The following is a 14604-nucleotide window of genomic DNA, read 5'->3' on the forward strand; positions in this document are numbered from 1 at the left end:
GCTGCCGTTTGCTCAGGCGGCGACGGGCGCAGCCTGGCGGACCGATTCGTCGACGTGATCGGCAAACTGCTCGAAGTTGTCGATGAACTTGCGGACCAGGTCCTGCGCGGTCTTGTCGTATTCAGCAGCGTCGGCCCAGGCGCCGCGCGGATCGAGCAGCTTGCTGTCCACGCCCTGCACTTCGACCGGCACTTCGAAGCCGAAGTTCGGATCTTCGCGGAACTCGGCGCCGTTCAGGCTGCCGTCGAGCGCCGCGTTGAGCAGCGCGCGGGTCGCCTTGATCGGCATGCGCTTGATGCCTTCCATGGTGGCCTTGCCGCCCGACCAGCCGGTGTTGACCAGCCAGCACTTCACGCCGCCCTTGGCGATGCGCTCCTTCAGCAGGTTGCCATAGACCGACGGGTGGCGCGGCATGAACGGCGCGCCGAAGCAGGTCGAGAACGTGGCTTCCGGCTCGGTCACGCCGATCTCGGTGCCCGCGACGCGCGCGGTGTAGCCCGAGAGGAAGTGGTACATCGCCTGATCGGGCGTGAGACGCGCGATCGGAGGCAGCACGCCATAGGCGTCGGCGGTGAGGAAGATCAGGTTCGCGGGCACCGGGCCCAGGTTCTTTTCCGACGCGTTCGGGATGAAGTCGATCGGGTAGGAACCGCGGCTGTTTTCGGCGAGGCTGTTGTCGTCGAGGTCGATCTGGCGAGTCGCCGGGTCGATCACGACGTTTTCCAGCACGGTGCCGAAACGCTTGGTCGTGGCGAAGATTTCCGGTTCGGCTTCGGCCGAGAGGCGGATCATCTTGGCGTAGCAACCGCCTTCGAAGTTGAACACGGCGGTGTCGGACCAGCCATGCTCGTCGTCACCGATCAGGGTGCGGCTGGCGTCTGCCGAAAGCGTGGTCTTGCCGGTGCCCGAAAGGCCGAAGAACACGGCGGTCTTGCCGTCGGGGCCGATGTTGGCCGAGCAGTGCATGGGCATGACGCCCTTCACCGGCAGCAGGTAGTTGAGGATGCCGAACACCGACTTCTTCATCTCGCCGGCATAGGCGGTGCCGCCGATCAGGATCAGCTTCTCGGTGAAGTTGACCGCAACCACGGTCTCGCTGCGCGAACCATGGCGTTCCGGATCTGCGCGGAAGCTGGGCAGGTCGATGATGGTGTATTCGGGCACGAACGCGGCGAGTTCATCGGCCGTGGGGCGCACCAGCAGGGTGCGGATGAACTGGTTGTGCCACGCGAATTCGTTGATCACGCGCACCTTGACGCGGTGTTCCGGCTGCGAGCCGCCGAACAGGTCGGCGACGTAGAGCTTGTCCTTCTCGCCCAGCGCCTTGACGAAGTCTGCCTTCAGCGCGGCGAAGTGCTCGGGCGTCATCGGGACGTTGGTCTTGCCCCACCAGACGGTGTTTTCCGTCTCGGCGTCGCGGACGATGAACTTGTCCTTCGCGGAGCGACCGGTGTGCTTGCCGGTGGTGACGACCAGCGGGCCGTCAGCCGCGAGCAGTCCCTCGCCATTGCGGACGGCGTGTTCCACCAGCTGCGGGGTGCCGAGGTTGGCAAACAGCTGTGCCGGCTCGGGGTAACCCTGCTGCGAAAGCGAAACGTTCAGGCTGGTATCGGACACTTCGAGCCTCCCGTTGGCGATCCGGGCCGCAACAGGACGAGTTCCTGCCGCACACACCGATGATCGTCGAATACGAATGCGTGATGAATGCCACCGCGCATAGTGGCTGGCCCTTGCTGCGTCAAATGGCGCGAGACAACACAGTTTTTTGCGCGAATGGTTGCACGGAATTCAATTGCTCCCTGCCGGGGCCGAGTCGCGCACCCGGTGCCCGGTCGCAACCGGGAATGAGCGGATTGCCAGCACCCGGCGCAGGCAGTAATCCTCGCGCCCCAGCACTGGACCCCGGTATCGACAGAAGCATGGCCAACAGCCCCTCCGCCAGCCCGGATGCGCCGCCCGCCAGCGCTGCCCCCCATGTCATCGCGCTGGTCGACGATGACCGCAACATCCTCACCACGCTTTCGATCGCGTTGCAGGCGGAGGGATTCGCCACCCGCGTCTACAGCGATGGATCGACCGCGTTGCGCGCCCTGCTGGACAATCCGCCCGATCTTGTGGTCTGCGACATCAAGATGCCGCGCATGGACGGGCTGGAACTGCTCAGCCGCCTGCGCGAAAAAAGCCCGCTGCCGCTCATCTTCCTGACCAGCAAGGACGACGAGGCGGACGAGGCGCAGGGCCTGTCCATGGGCGCGGACGACTATATCGCCAAGCCCTTCAGCCAGCGGCTGCTGATCGCCCGGATCCGCGCGATCCTGCGGCGAAGCGAGATCGTGCGCGCCGGCAAGCTGGAGGGCGACGGCGCCGGGATCGACGGGCCGCCGTTGCCCGAACCCATTCGCCGCGGCCTGCTGACGATGGACCCGGCGCGGCACCTGGTGGAATGGAACGGCGAACCGGTGTCGCTGACCGTCACCGAGTTCCTGATCCTGGAAGCGCTGGCGATGCGGCCGGGCGTGGTCAAGACGCGCAACCAGCTGATGGATGCGGCGTACCATGATGACGTGTTCGTCGACGACCGCACCATCGACAGCCACATCAAGCGCCTGCGCCGCAAGTTCCGCAGCGTGGACCCGCAGTTCGCCGGAATCGAGACGCTCTACGGCGCGGGCTACAGTTTTGCCGAAGCCTGACCGCTCGTGGCCGTCGGGCCTGCGCCATCTGCGCACGCGCGGCGTTTCGCTGACCACCCGCATTCTTGCGGTCAACGTGATCGCGCTGGCGCTGCTGGCAGGCAGTTTTTTCTACCTCGACAGCTACCGCAAGCAGCTGCTGTCGGAACGCTTCAAGCTGGCCCGCGCCGAAGCGGAGATCGCCGCCGACGCGTTGGACGGTGCCGATTCGCGCCAGCGCCGCGCGCTGCTGGCGCGAATCGGCACCGAGCAGAAGCTGCGCCTGACGCTTTACGATGCGCGCGGGCACCTGCTGGAGGACAGCTTCCAGCTGGCCGCGCCCTCGTTCGCTTTCGTCGATCCCGCCAGCGAGCCGTGGTACCAGCAGGCCGCGCGCGGGCTGGACCGGGGTGTCGATTTCGTCGTGGGCGCGCCGATGATCGAGCGTTACCGTGAGCCGCCCCAGCCGGGCGCTGCCAACTGGCCGGAAATCGCCCGTGCCCGCGCCGCCCGGCGCACCGAAGTCTACTTGCGCTATGCGCCCGACCGCACACCCGTGATCACAGCCGCCGCTCCGGTCGGGGGCGAGGGGGAGATGCTGCTGTCGATGCGCAACGCGCTCGATATCACCCAGGCCGTGCGCGATGCGCGGCAGACGCTGGTCATCATCATCGGCCTCGCGCTGCTGGCGTCGATCCAGCTGTCGCTGTTCCTGGCGCGCACCATCGTCCAGCCGCTGCGCGCGCTGGTGCGCGCGGCGGTGCGGGTGAGGCTGGGGCGCGAGCGCGAGGTGGTGGTGCCGCGCCTGCCCGACCGGCGTGACGAGATCGGCCTGCTGGCGCGCGCGATTTCCGACATGACCAATGCGCTGCGGCAGAAGATCGACGCGGTCGAAAGCTTCGCGGCCGATGTGGCGCACGAGCTCAAGAACCCGCTCGCCTCGCTCGCCAGCGCGCTCGAAGCGATGGACAAGGTGGAAGACCCGGCACTGCGCCGCCAACTGGCCGACATCGCCACGCACGATGTCCAGCGGATCGATCGTCTCATCACCGAGATCGCCGATGCCAGCCGGATCGACGCCGAGCTTTCGCGTGCCACCTTTGCCGATCTCGATCTTGCGGTGCTGGCGGGGCAGGTCGTGGGCGCGCGCGGGGCGCGGCCCGACCAGCGCGGGGATTGCCCGATCCGGTTCTTCCGCGGCGATGGTCCCGCCATGGTGCGCGGCGATGCGCTGCGGCTGGAGCGCGTGCTCGACAACCTGCTCGACAACGCTGCCTCGTTTGCGCCGGCCGGCAGCGTGGTGGATGTCGCGGTGGAAAGCGCCGGAGGCCGCGTGCGCCTGACCGTGGCCGACCACGGCCCCGGCATTCCTGCCGCCGAGCGGGAAAAGGTTTTCGAGCGATTTCATTCGGTTCGCCCAGCCGATGAGGCCTTCGGCGCGCACAGCGGCCTTGGCCTCGCCATTGCGCGCACGATCGCCGAGGCGCATGACGGCACACTGGTTATCGCCGACAGGCCGGACGGTGCGGCGGGAGCCTGTCTGGTGCTCGAACTGCCGCTGGCCGGCGAGGAGGAAGAATGACGCTGGGCCTTGGGGGGCAACCGCACCACGCGACCTGCGTCATGCTTGGCCGCCGCGCCGTGCTGATCGAGGGCGCGCCGGGCGCGGGCAAGTCCAGCCTGGCGCTCGCCCTGATCGACCGTGGCGGGATTCTCGTCGGAGACGACGGGGTGCTGCTCGATGTAGAGGGCGCGCAACTGCTGGCCAGCCCGCATCCCAACATCGCGGGCAAGCTGGAGGTGCGCAATCTCGGCATCATCGAGGTGCCGTCCGTGGTGGCCGCGCCGGTCGCACTGGTGATCGCGCTCGACATGGGCGCGCCGCGCTTCATCTCGGCGGCGGAAACGGCAATACGCGCGGGCTGTCCGCTGCCGCTGGTCCGGCTCTATCCCGATACTCCGGTGCTTGCCCTGCGCGCCGAACTGGCGCTGCGCCAGTATGGCCTGCCAGAGGACTGAGCCGGAAGGCTGGGGCGGGGAACTGAGGTAGGGCAGCCACACCCGGCAGACTACCGGAACGTTACCCTGCGCCTCGTTCGCAACCGGGCTTCCCTTCGCCGGGGCGAAAGCGCAAACGTTCCACATGGTCGCCGAATCGCAAGAATCCCCCCAGCGCATCCTGCTGGTTACCGGTGTGCTGGGCGCTGGAAAAACCACGGCCTTGCGCACGTTCGAGGACATGGGCTGGGAAGCGATCGACAATTTCCCGATCCGCCTGCTCGACCGACTGCTGGAAACCGAACCGGGGTCCGCCCGGCTCGAAGCGGGCGCACCGCTCGCCATCGGCTTCGACACGCGCACCCGCGGATTCGATCCGCTGACCACGATCGAGCGCGTCAACAAGCTGGCGGGGCGGCCCGACCTTGCGATCAGCACGCTGTTCCTGGATTGCGGCGGCGCCGAACTGGAGCGTCGCTTCAACGAGACCCGCCGCCGCCATCCGATGAGCGCGGACAAGCCCGCTGTCGCCGGGATTTCCGCCGAACGCGAATTGCTCGATCCGCTGCGCCGCTGGGCGGACGTGGTCATTTCCACCACGCACTTCACCACCAACGATCTGCAACAGGCGATCCGTGCCCAGTTCGGCGACGAAGCGCCCGGCCGCGCGACGCTGACCGTCTCCAGCTTCGGCTTTTCGCGCGGGATGCCGCCGCTGGCAGACCTTGTGTTCGACATGCGCTTTCTGGCGAACCCGCACTGGGTCGATGAGTTGCGCCCGCTGACCGGCCGGGATGCACCGGTGGGCGAATATATCCGCCAGGATCCGGCATTTGAGGAAGCGTTTGTGCGGATTCGCGACCTGCTGCTGCTGGTGCTTCCGCGCTTCGAGGCGCAGGGCAAGGCATACGTCAACGTGGCGTTCGGTTGTACCGGAGGGAAACACCGCTCGGTCTACATGGCGGAACAGATCGCTTCCGCCTTGCGCGGCGCGGGATTTTCACCCACATTATTGCATCGCAACCTGGCTTCGCGCACCGCCGACCACGTCGAAGGCGCGCAAGTGTGATGCCGGGGATGATAAAAAAAGGAACCCTCGGGAGGGGGACGGCTCTGGAAGTTATGCAATCGGATTGCCAGCGTTCAAGCGTGCCCGGTGATTTTGCCAAGCCTGCGTTCAGCCAGGCAGGATCAGGATGCCCGGCCGCACTTCGGAGCCACTTCCTTCCATGATCGGTCTCATTCTCGTTACCCACGGCGCGTTGGCCGATGAATTCATCCACGCGATGGAACACGTCGTCGGTCGGCAATCCGATGTCATCGGCGTCTGCATCGGCCCGAACGACGACATGGAGAAACGCCGCAAGGAAATCGCCGACGCGATCCGCCGCGTCGATAGCGGCCACGGCGTCATCATCCTGACCGACCTGTTCGGCGGCACGCCTTCCAATCTTGCCATTTCGCTGATGCAGGCGGGCAAGATCGAAGTGATCGCCGGCATCAACCTGCCCATGCTGATCCGCCTCGCCAAGGCGCGGACGTGCATGGGCGTGCGAGAAGCGACGGCCGCCGCGCGCGATGCGGGGCGGAACTATATCACGATCGCTTCCGAATTCCTGGGACAGGACGCGTAACGAATGGGGGAAAGCGCCTACGTCGCCCGTGAAACGGTGACCATTGTCAACCAGCGGGGCCTGCACGCGCGCGCCAGTGCCAAGTTCGTCAACGCCGTGGCCAAGCTGCCCGACGGCTTCGACGTGATCGTGGCGAAGGACGGCACCGAGGCCAACGGCGCTTCGATCCTGGGCCTGATGATGCTGGGCGCCGCCAAGGGCGACAGCGTGGACATCACCGTCGCGGGCGCCGAGGGCGAAGCCGACGCGGTACTGATGAAGCTGGCAGGCCTGGTCAAGGACGGCTTCGGCGAAGACTGACCGCACGCGGCGGCTTGCGATTGGCGCACCGCTGCCGCAAGGCAGGTCCATGCCTCGCAAGATCATCACCGGCTATTCCAATGCCACGGTCAAGGCCGTCCGCGCCCTGCGCGACAAGAAGCACCGGCGGCGCGAGGGCAAGTTCCTCGCCGAAGGACTGCGCCTGCTGACGGATGCGCGCGAAAGCGGCCGCTTGCCCGAAATCCTGCTGATGGCGCAAGGGCGCGAGGAGCACCCGCTGCTGGCCGAACTGGAAGCGGCGGTGGAAGATGCGGGCGGCGAAGTCATCGAACTGCCGCTCGACCTGCTCGCCAAGGTCACGGGCAAGGACAACCCCCAGGCGGTGGCCGGCGTCTTCGCCGAATGGGATACCTCGCTGGCACGGATCGACCGCCATGCCGCGCCGATCTGGCTGGTGGCGCAGGCGATGCGCGATCCCGGCAACCTGGGCACCATGTTGCGCACGGCGGATGCGGTGGGCGCGGGCGGGCTGATCCTGCTCGACGATTGCGTCGATCCCTTCTCCGTTGAGGCGGTGCGCGCCAGCATGGGCGGCATCTTCACCACAGCGCTGGTGCAGGCGCGCTGGGACGAATTCCTCGGCTGGTTGCGGCAGGGGGAAGGGCAGCTCGTGGCCGCCAGCTTGCGCGATGCCCAGCCCTATCGCGGTGCGCCCTATGCCGCGCCATGCTTCGTCATGGTCGGCAACGAATCGCGCGGGCTGCCCGAAGAATACGAGATGGCCTGCGACTTGCGCGTGACGATGCCGATGAAGGGTCGCGCCGACAGCCTCAATGCCGCAGTGGCGGCGGCGGTGCTGGCCTATGAGGTGCTTGCCGCAGTCGACCGTTAATTCGGGGATCAGGCTAAGTGGTATAACCTGCCTTCCATGAGCCGATTTCTTCCTCTCGTCGTTCTGACCGCCGCACTGGCGGGGTGCACCACCGCGCCCGGCGGTGCTGCGCCAAGCCTGTCGCTGGCCGGCACGCACTGGACCGTGACCGCGATAGACGGCCAGCCGGCGGCCGCGCCCGACCGCGCGCGGTTGGGGTTCGAGGATGCGCGCCTCTCGGCCAACGTGGGCTGCAACGGCATGGGCGGCGGATATCGCATCGAGGGCGGGCGGATCGTCGCCGGCCCGCTCATGGCCACGCGGATGTTCTGCGAAGGCCCGGTGTGGCAGCAGGAACAGGCGGTCAACGCGCTGCTCGCCGGCGCACCGGAAGTGGAGCAGCACGGAGACGTTCTGCGCCTGCGCTCGGGCGGGCATTCGCTTGAAGCCAGGCGGTTGCCCTGAGCCTCGGCTGACAGGTCAATCGCCCGCGACCACTGCGGTCACGCGCCATTCGCCGTCCTTGCGTTCGGCGATGATCCGGCGGGCCAGCACGCTGCGCAGCGACGCAGTTTCGACGTAGCCCTTCCGTCCGTCCGCCGTCTCCACCTGTGTGAAGCGCGCCGCCGGATCGAAGCCCGGCGCCAGCGTGACCATTTCCCAGCTGAGCGCGGCCACGTCCGGCGCATCGGGTGCGGGCCGCTGGCGCAACGGCACGGACGGCCCGGTGGCGAGCATCGCGGTGCCGGGATCTAGATCCTCGGGCACGTTCCAGAAATACCAGGGCATCACCGCCAACTCATCGCGCGCGGCGCACCCCAGCGGCAGGATGCGGGCAAGATCCGCCCATAGCGCTGCGCCGGTGGCCGGATCGACCAGGCGGGACGCCAGTTCGTCGCGCCCATGCCCGCCGCCATAATCGAGCGTGACGTCCTGGGCGGCGAGCGCGGCCAGCGCCGCGCCGTCGCGCGCCTTCACGGCATCGCCCAGCCGCGCGCGGAATGCGGGCCAGCCGGGCTGCGCGGCGCATTCGTCGCGCGGGGCATAGCGGGCGGGGGCGGGTGCCTCGCTAGGGACGGAGGCAGGGGCGACGGACGGCGCAGGCACCGGCTCGGCAGGGGCGGGCGACGGTGCGGGAACCGCGCGCGCAGTGGGCGAGGGGGCCGCGCGGCGCGTGGGCGCGGCATCGGGGCGGTCGCAGGCGGTGAGCGCGAGCAGCGCTGCCAATGCCGCCACTGCCCGTTCCCGATGGTCCCGCCTGTGCATTCCCTACCCCGCGACAGGCTCCGCATGGGCGGCGCCGTCTTCCGCTTCAATCGCGGGCAGGGCGGCCGGTTCCACCACCGCATCGGCATAGCGCGGCGCCGTTTCGATCAGCGGCACGTCCTCGATCTCGCGCTTGCCGATCTCGATGTGCTTGTCGCGCAGGCGCTTGCCGGACGACAGCACGTTGCGCTCGAAGCTGCCGACGAACTTGTTGTAGTTGGTGACCGCGCTTTCCAGGCCCGATCCGACGCGCTTGAGGTGCTCGGCGGCGGTGGCCAGCCGGTCGTAAAGCTCGCCGCCCATGCGGCCGATCTCGCGCGCCTCGCGTGCCAGCCCGTCCTGCCGCCAGACCTGCGCGACCGTGCGCGCGATGGCGACGAGGTTGGTGGGGCTGGCCAGCAGCACGCGGCGTTCGAAGGCGAAGTCCCACAGCGTGGGATCGCGCTCCAGCGCGGCAGCGATGAAATGCTCGCCCGGCACGAACATCAGCACGTAGTCCGGCGCTTCCTCGAACTGGCTTTGGTAGGACTTGGCGCCAAGCTGCTGGATGTGGTTGCGCATCGACTGGACGTGCGCGGTCAGCGCCACCTTGCGCGTCTCGTCGTCCTCGGCCTCGAACGCGTCCTGATAGGCGTTGAGCGAGACCTTGGCGTCGATCACCAGCAGCTTGTTGCCGGGCACGCGCACGATGGCGTCAGGGCGCAGGCGGCCGTCCTCGGTGTTGACCGAATGCTCGGTGACGAAGTCGGTGTGTTCGGCAAGGCCGCACTGTTCCAGCACGTTGCGCAGCTGCAATTCGCCCCAGCGGCCGCGCGTCTTGGGGCCGTTGCGCAGGCTGTTGCCGAGCTGCGCGGCGGCGGCGCGCACCGCTTCCTGCCCGTCGCGCATCGACTGGATCAGGCCGGTCAGGTTGCCGAAGGCATCGACGCGGTCCTTCTCCAGCTTGCCGACCTGCTCTTCGTAGCTTTTCAGCCGCTGGTCGACCGGGGCGAGCAGCGTCTTCAGGCGTTCGGCGCTGTTCTTCTCGCTTTCCTCGAAGCGGGCGTGGGCGCGGTTGAGGAAAGTTTCCTGCGCCTTTTCCAGCACCTTGTTGCCGGCGTTCTCGAACTCCTTGCGCAGCGCTTCCTGCGCCTCGACCAGCAGCCGCTTCTGCTCGGCGAAGTTTTCGGCATCGGCCTTGAGCCGCTCCAGCTCGGCGCGAACCGCATCGCGGTCGGCGCGGATCTTGGCCAGTTCGGCGCGGGCGACTTCGCCTTCGGCGGCGCGGGTCTGCGCGGCGGAAAGCGCGGGGGCCAGCGTGTCGCGCTCCTGCCGGATCGCGTCGCGTTCCAGGCCCAGCTTTTCCAGCTCGCCGCGCAGCCCTTCAAGCTCGGCAATGCGTGCTTCCGCACTGGCGAGCGCGGGGGCGAGCACCTCGCGTTCGCGTCGCAGCGCGGCCAGTTCCCCGGCGATCTGGTCGGTCTGGCGTGCGCGCTCGGCCATCGTGGCGAGATCGACGGCCATCGCCTTGACCGTGGCTTCGTGGGCCTTGGCCTCGGCCTCGCGCTCGGCGTGGCGGGCCTTCCAGTCGGCGACGGGGCGACCGCCGAGAACCCAGCCGATGGCGAGCCCGAGAACGGTCGCGCCGAGCAGGAACGCGGCGAAGAAGGGCATCGAATCCAAGATCATGCTCCGTGCAGAACGAAGCGTGAACCTAGCAGTGACCGGCCCGCCGTGGCAAGCGCGCCGGCACGACCCGAACGATACCTGAAGCTACCCGAGGCGAACCTCAGGCAACCTTGCGCAGCTTATCCAGCTTCTTGAGCGCCATCTGGCGCTTGAGGCGCGAGAGGTGGTCGATGAACAGGATGCCCTCGAGGTGATCCATCTCGTGCTGGAGGCAGGTGGCCATCAGGCCGTCCATGTCCTCTTCGTGACGGTTGCCGTCGAGATCCTGCCAGCGGGCGCGGATACGCGACGGACGTTCGACGTCGGCATAGATCTCGGGCACCGAGAGGCAGCCTTCGCTGTAGAGCGTGTGCTCTTCCGACGGATCGAGGATTTCCGGGTTGATGAACACCCGGGGTTCCTTCTTCACCGGCTGGTGCGTGTGGTGGTGGCCGCCGTGCGAGTGGCACACTTCAGGCTCCGCGTCCGGATCGTCGGGCTGGAGATCGATCACCAGCACGCGCAGCGGGACGTCCACCTGGATGGCGGCGAGGCCGATGCCGGGGGCGTCGTACATCGTCTCGAACATGTCGGCGACGAGCGTGCGGAGTTCATCGTCGAACTTGTCGACGGGAGCCGAGATCTGCTTGAGGCGCGGATCGGGGACTTCGAGGATTTCGCGGATGGCCATGGGCCGCAGATAAGCGCGATGCGTCGGAGTCGCAAGAAGGGCGATTTCGATCCGTGTGATCGGTCCCGTCAGCCGATCGGGCGGCGCGCGCGCAGCGCCTGCGCCAGTGTGCCTTCATCCAGGTAGTCGAGTTCGCCGCCCACCGGCAACCCGTGGGCAAGCTGGGTGACGCGCACCGGATACTGTTCCAGCCGTTCGGCGATGTAGTGCGCGGTGGTCTGGCCTTCGAGCGTGGCGTTCATCGCCAGCACGACCTCGTCGATCCCGCCCTGCGCCACGCGGCCGAGCAGGCCGGCGATGGTGAGGTCTTCGGGGCGCACGCCTTCGAGCGCGGACAAGCGGCCGCCCAGCACGTGGTAGGTGCCGGTGAACAGCCGCGCGCGGTCGAGCGCCCAGAGGTCGGCGACTTCCTCCACCACGCAGATCGCGCGGGCATCGCGGCGCGGGTCGGCGCAGATGCCGCAGGGGTTGGTGGTATCGACATTGCCGCAGGTGTCGCATTCGACCAGCCGGTCGCGCACGGTGGCCAGCGCCTCGACCAGCTGGGCGAGCGCGGTCTCGCGCCGCTTGATCAGCCACAGCACCGCGCGGCGAGCCGAACGCGGGCCAAGGCCGGGAAGGCGGGCGAGGGCGCCGGCCAGCGCCTCGATCTCTTGCGATGCCATGGCGGCACAGATAGGGCCGGCGGCGATAAACGAAAGGCTTTTTGGACCCGCCATGCGCATCGTCTTCATGGGAACCCCGGATTTCGCGGTGCCGACGCTTCAGGCGCTGGTCGCCGCCGGGCACGAGGTCGTCGCGGCCTATAGCCAGCCGCCGCGTCCGGCGGGGCGCGGCAAGAAGCTGCAACCCTCACCCGTGCATCTGGCGGCGGAAGCGCACGGGATCGAAGTGCGCACCCCGGTTTCGCTGAAAGGCGCGGAGGAACAGGCGGCCTTCGCGGCGCTGGAGGCGGACGTGGCGGTGGTCGCCGCCTATGGCCTGATCCTGCCGCAAGCGGTGCTGGATGCGCCCCGGTTGGGCTGCCTCAACGTCCATGGCTCGATCCTGCCGCGCTGGCGCGGGGCGGCGCCGGTGCAGCGTGCGATCCTGGCGGGGGACGCGGCGACCGGTGTGGCGATCATGCAGATGGAGCGCGGGCTGGATACCGGGCCGATGCTGGCCAAGGTGGAAACCCCGGTGGACGGCAAGACCGCCGGCGACCTGACCGCCGAACTGGCGGCCAAGGGCGCGGCGCTGATGGTGGAGGTGCTGGCGAACCTTCCCGCGCATCCGCCGGTGGTGCAGCCGGAGGAGGGCGTGACTTACGCCCACAAGATCGACAAGGTGGAAAGCCGGCTGGACTTCACCCGGAGCGCGGTGGACGCGGAGCGGCAGGTGCGCGCTTTCGCGCCGGCACCGGGCGCGTTCTTCGAGCTGGAAGGCGAGCGTTACCGCGTACTGGCAGCGGTGGTGGTGGATGGAGCGGGCACGCCGGGCGCCGTGCTGGATGATGCGCTGACCATCGCTTGCAGCGAGGGCGCCTTGCGGCCGACGATCGTGCAGCGCGCCGGGCGTCCGGCGATGGACACGGCGGCGCTGCTGCGGGGACGGGCGATACCGGCCGGCACGGTGCTGGGCTGATGGCGGGACGTGCACGATGACCCGGTTCGCGCTTACGCTCGAATGGGACGGCACGCCGTTCATGGGCTTCCAGCGGCAGTCGCATGGACCCAGCGTGCAGCAGGCGGTGGAAGAGGCGGCCGAAACGGTCGTGGGTCACCCGGTGACGGTGTTCGCCTCCGGCCGCACCGACACCGGCGTCCATGCGCTGGCGATGCGCGTGCATTTCGACAGCACGAAGGACATCGATCCCTTCCGCCTGTCCGAGGCGCTCAACGCCCGGCTGCGGCTGGCGCGGGCGCCGATCGCGGTGCTGGATGCCTGCGTGGTCGCGGCAGACTGGCACGCGCGGTTTTCCTGCGTGGGCCGCGCCTATGAATACCGCATCGCCAACCGCCGCGCACCGCTGACGCTGGAAGCGGGGCGGGCTTGGCGGATCGGGCGACCCCTGGACGAGGGCGCGATGCACGAGGCGGCGCAGGCGCTGGTCGGGCACCACGATTTCACGACGTTTCGTTCGGCGCATTGCCAGTCGGCCAGCCCGGTCAAGACGCTCGACCGGCTGGACGTGCGGCGCGAGGGCGACCACGTGATCGTCGAGGCGGCGGCGCGCAGTTTCCTGCACCACCAGGTGCGCTCGATGGTGGGGTGCCTCGCGCTGGTGGGGCAGGGATTGTGGGCGGTGGCGGACATGGGCGCGGCGCTGGCTGCGCGGAACCGTTGCAAACTGGGACTGAATGCGCCACCCGAAGGGCTATACTTCGTAAAAGCGATCTATCCGGGAGAATCATGATGTCACAGGTGCGCGGGCTGCAACTGTTGTCGACGCTGGAAGAGACCGGCAAGCTGACTGTCGAACTCGTCGAGCAGACCTTGCCCGATCCGACCGGGCACGAAGTGCTGATCCGCGTGGAAGCGGCGCCGATCAATCCTTCGGACCTTGGCCTGCTGTTCGGCCCGGCCGACGTCGAGAACGCCGAATATTCGGACGGCAAGATCGTGGCGCAGATGCCCGAGCCGGGCCTGCGGGCGATGAAGGCGCGCTGGGGCATGGCGATGCCGGTGGGCAACGAAGGCGCAGGCACGGTGATCGCGGCGGGCGATGCGCCCGAAGCGCAAGCGCTGCTGGGCAAGGTCGTGACCTGCATTCCCGGCGGGATGTATGCGCAATACCGTGTGGTCGATGCGCGCGAATGCATGGTGCTGAACGACGGCACGAGTGCGGAGGAAGGGGCCTCGGCCTTCGTCAACCCGCTGACGGCGCTCAGCTTTGTCGAATGCATGAAGCGCGAGGGGCATACCGGCCTGGTCCACACCGCCGCCGCGTCGAACCTTGGTCAGATGCTTGTGCGCATCTGCCAGGAAGACAACGTGCCGCTGGTGAACATCGTGCGCAGCCCGGCGCAGGTGGCGATCCTGAAGGAAATCGGTGCGGAACACATCGTCGATTCGTCGGCGCCCACTTTCCTCGACGATCTGGCCGCTGCGCTGACCGCGACGGGGGCGACGATGGCGTTCGACGCGATCGGTGGCGGCAAGCTGGTCAGCCAGATCCTGACCGCGATGGAACAGGTGGCGAATCAGGGCGCAGCCTTCAGCCGCTATGGCTCGAACAGCCCGAAGCAGGCCTATATCTACGGCGCGCTCGATCTTTCGCCGACGGTGCTGACGCGCAATTTCGGGTTCTCGTGGGGGGTCAACGGCTTCCTCCTGATGCCTTTCCTGCAGAAGATCGGCGAGCAGAACGTCGAACGTCTGCGCCAGCGCGTGCGCGACGGGCTCAAGACGACGTTCGCCAGCAAGTACAAGGCGCGGGTTTCGTTGCAGCAGGCGCTGACGCGCGAGGCGGCGCTGGACTACAACGCGCGGCGCACGGGCGAGAAGTACCTGATCCTGCCCAACTGAAGGGGCGCGGCCTAAGGGATTCCACAGAGCCGCATACAAGGACCTCCTAATCATCCG

General features: G+C 68.0%; 16 protein-coding genes. 11 read left to right on the forward strand and 5 right to left on the reverse strand.

Annotation, left to right across the window (positions count from 1 at the left end; all coding sequences use genetic code 11):
- Nucleotides 1–12: 12 nt before the first annotated feature.
- Nucleotides 13–1617 carry a phosphoenolpyruvate carboxykinase gene (locus tag OLX02_RS06405; protein WP_264421258.1) on the reverse strand — a complete coding sequence of 535 codons (1605 nt, stop codon included), beginning with the start codon at nt 1615–1617 and terminating at the stop codon, nt 13–15.
- A 302-nt stretch (nt 1618–1919) separates the two neighbouring features.
- Between OLX02_RS06405 and OLX02_RS06410 the strand changes: the two genes are divergently transcribed.
- The 8 genes from OLX02_RS06410 (at nt 1920) to OLX02_RS06445 (ending at nt 7901) form a co-directional block, all read left to right on the forward strand.
- Complete coding sequence (locus OLX02_RS06410) at nt 1920–2693, forward strand: response regulator transcription factor (protein WP_264421260.1); 774 nt, start codon at nt 1920–1922, stop codon at nt 2691–2693.
- Complete coding sequence (locus OLX02_RS06415; protein ID WP_264421262.1) at nt 2680–4254, forward strand: sensor histidine kinase; 1575 nt, start codon at nt 2680–2682, stop codon at nt 4252–4254. The genes OLX02_RS06410 and OLX02_RS06415 overlap by 14 nt, the downstream gene beginning before the upstream one ends.
- Nucleotides 4251–4691: an HPr kinase/phosphorylase gene (locus OLX02_RS06420; RefSeq protein ID WP_264421263.1), complete on the forward strand. Its 441-nt coding sequence runs from the start codon at nt 4251–4253 to the stop codon at nt 4689–4691. The genes OLX02_RS06415 and OLX02_RS06420 overlap by 4 nt, the downstream gene beginning before the upstream one ends.
- Nucleotides 4692–4815: 124 nt before the next feature.
- Entirely contained in the window at nt 4816–5739 is a 924-nt protein-coding gene (rapZ, locus tag OLX02_RS06425) for an RNase adapter RapZ (protein ID WP_264421266.1), read from the forward strand.
- A gap of 160 nt (nt 5740–5899) precedes the next feature.
- On the forward strand, nt 5900–6304 hold the full coding sequence (locus OLX02_RS06430; protein WP_264421268.1) for a PTS sugar transporter subunit IIA: 405 nt from the start codon (nt 5900–5902) through the stop codon (nt 6302–6304).
- 3 nt (nt 6305–6307) lie between these two features.
- Complete coding sequence (locus OLX02_RS06435; protein WP_264421270.1) at nt 6308–6604, forward strand: HPr family phosphocarrier protein; 297 nt, start codon at nt 6308–6310, stop codon at nt 6602–6604.
- Between the two features lie 49 nt (nt 6605–6653).
- A complete protein-coding gene (locus tag OLX02_RS06440; RefSeq protein ID WP_264421271.1) occupies nt 6654–7457 on the forward strand; it encodes a TrmH family RNA methyltransferase in 804 nt (267 codons plus the stop codon).
- Between the two features lie 36 nt (nt 7458–7493).
- Nucleotides 7494–7901, forward strand: coding sequence for an META domain-containing protein (locus OLX02_RS06445; RefSeq protein WP_264421273.1), 408 nt, complete (start codon nt 7494–7496; stop codon nt 7899–7901).
- Nucleotides 7902–7916: 15 nt separating this feature from the next.
- On the opposite strand, the gene OLX02_RS06450 is transcribed toward OLX02_RS06445, so the two are convergent.
- The 4 genes from OLX02_RS06450 to recR all read right to left on the reverse strand — a co-directional run bounded on the left by OLX02_RS06450 (nt 7917) and on the right by recR (nt 11705).
- Entirely contained in the window at nt 7917–8672 is a 756-nt protein-coding gene (locus tag OLX02_RS06450; protein ID WP_264421275.1) for a hypothetical protein, read from the reverse strand.
- Between the two features lie 33 nt (nt 8673–8705).
- Nucleotides 8706–10355, reverse strand: a complete 1650-nt coding sequence (gene rmuC, locus OLX02_RS06455) for a DNA recombination protein RmuC (protein WP_264422046.1) — start codon at nt 10353–10355, stop codon at nt 8706–8708.
- A gap of 115 nt (nt 10356–10470) precedes the next feature.
- On the reverse strand, nt 10471–11040 hold the full coding sequence (gene def / locus OLX02_RS06460; RefSeq protein ID WP_264421277.1) for a peptide deformylase: 570 nt from the start codon (nt 11038–11040) through the stop codon (nt 10471–10473).
- A gap of 68 nt (nt 11041–11108) precedes the next feature.
- Nucleotides 11109–11705: a recombination mediator RecR gene (recR, locus tag OLX02_RS06465; RefSeq protein ID WP_264421279.1), complete on the reverse strand. Its 597-nt coding sequence runs from the start codon at nt 11703–11705 to the stop codon at nt 11109–11111.
- A gap of 52 nt (nt 11706–11757) precedes the next feature.
- Here recR and fmt point away from each other — a divergent pair, with 52 nt between their 5' ends.
- Genes fmt through OLX02_RS06480 form a run of 3 tightly spaced genes read left to right on the forward strand, consistent with a single transcriptional unit; the run spans nt 11758 to nt 14547 of the window.
- Nucleotides 11758–12663, forward strand: coding sequence for a methionyl-tRNA formyltransferase (gene fmt / locus OLX02_RS06470; protein ID WP_264421281.1), 906 nt, complete (start codon nt 11758–11760; stop codon nt 12661–12663).
- 16 nt (nt 12664–12679) lie between these two features.
- A complete protein-coding gene (gene truA, locus OLX02_RS06475) occupies nt 12680–13435 on the forward strand; it encodes a tRNA pseudouridine(38-40) synthase TruA (protein ID WP_264421283.1) in 756 nt (251 codons plus the stop codon).
- On the forward strand, nt 13435–14547 hold the full coding sequence (locus tag OLX02_RS06480) for a zinc-binding dehydrogenase (RefSeq protein WP_264421285.1): 1113 nt from the start codon (nt 13435–13437) through the stop codon (nt 14545–14547). Before truA ends, OLX02_RS06480 begins: the two co-directional genes overlap by 1 nt.
- Nucleotides 14548–14604 lie beyond the last annotated feature (57 nt).

The sequence above is a fragment of the Novosphingobium sp. KCTC 2891 genome, assembly GCF_025938155.1.
In the GTDB taxonomy this organism is placed as follows: Bacteria; Pseudomonadota; Alphaproteobacteria; order Sphingomonadales; family Sphingomonadaceae; genus Novosphingobium.

Coding starts and splice junctions, on each gene's coding strand:
- OLX02_RS06410 (WP_264421260.1), top strand. CDS start 1,920: ATGGCCAACAGCCCCTCCGCCAGCCCGGATGCGCCGCCCGCCAGCGCT.
- OLX02_RS06420 (WP_264421263.1), top strand. CDS start 4,251: ATGACGCTGGGCCTTGGGGGGCAACCGCACCACGCGACCTGCGTCATG.
- rapZ (WP_264421266.1), top strand. CDS start 4,816: ATGGTCGCCGAATCGCAAGAATCCCCCCAGCGCATCCTGCTGGTTACC.
- OLX02_RS06430 (WP_264421268.1), top strand. CDS start 5,900: ATGATCGGTCTCATTCTCGTTACCCACGGCGCGTTGGCCGATGAATTC.
- OLX02_RS06435 (WP_264421270.1), top strand. CDS start 6,308: ATGGGGGAAAGCGCCTACGTCGCCCGTGAAACGGTGACCATTGTCAAC.
- OLX02_RS06440 (WP_264421271.1), top strand. CDS start 6,654: ATGCCTCGCAAGATCATCACCGGCTATTCCAATGCCACGGTCAAGGCC.
- OLX02_RS06445 (WP_264421273.1), top strand. CDS start 7,494: ATGAGCCGATTTCTTCCTCTCGTCGTTCTGACCGCCGCACTGGCGGGG.
- rmuC (WP_264422046.1), bottom strand. CDS start 10,355: ATGCCCTTCTTCGCCGCGTTCCTGCTCGGCGCGACCGTTCTCGGGCTC.
- def (WP_264421277.1), bottom strand. CDS start 11,040: ATGGCCATCCGCGAAATCCTCGAAGTCCCCGATCCGCGCCTCAAGCAG.
- recR (WP_264421279.1), bottom strand. CDS start 11,705: ATGGCATCGCAAGAGATCGAGGCGCTGGCCGGCGCCCTCGCCCGCCTT.
- fmt (WP_264421281.1), top strand. CDS start 11,758: ATGCGCATCGTCTTCATGGGAACCCCGGATTTCGCGGTGCCGACGCTT.
- truA (WP_264421283.1), top strand. CDS start 12,680: ATGACCCGGTTCGCGCTTACGCTCGAATGGGACGGCACGCCGTTCATG.
- OLX02_RS06480 (WP_264421285.1), top strand. CDS start 13,435: ATGTCACAGGTGCGCGGGCTGCAACTGTTGTCGACGCTGGAAGAGACC.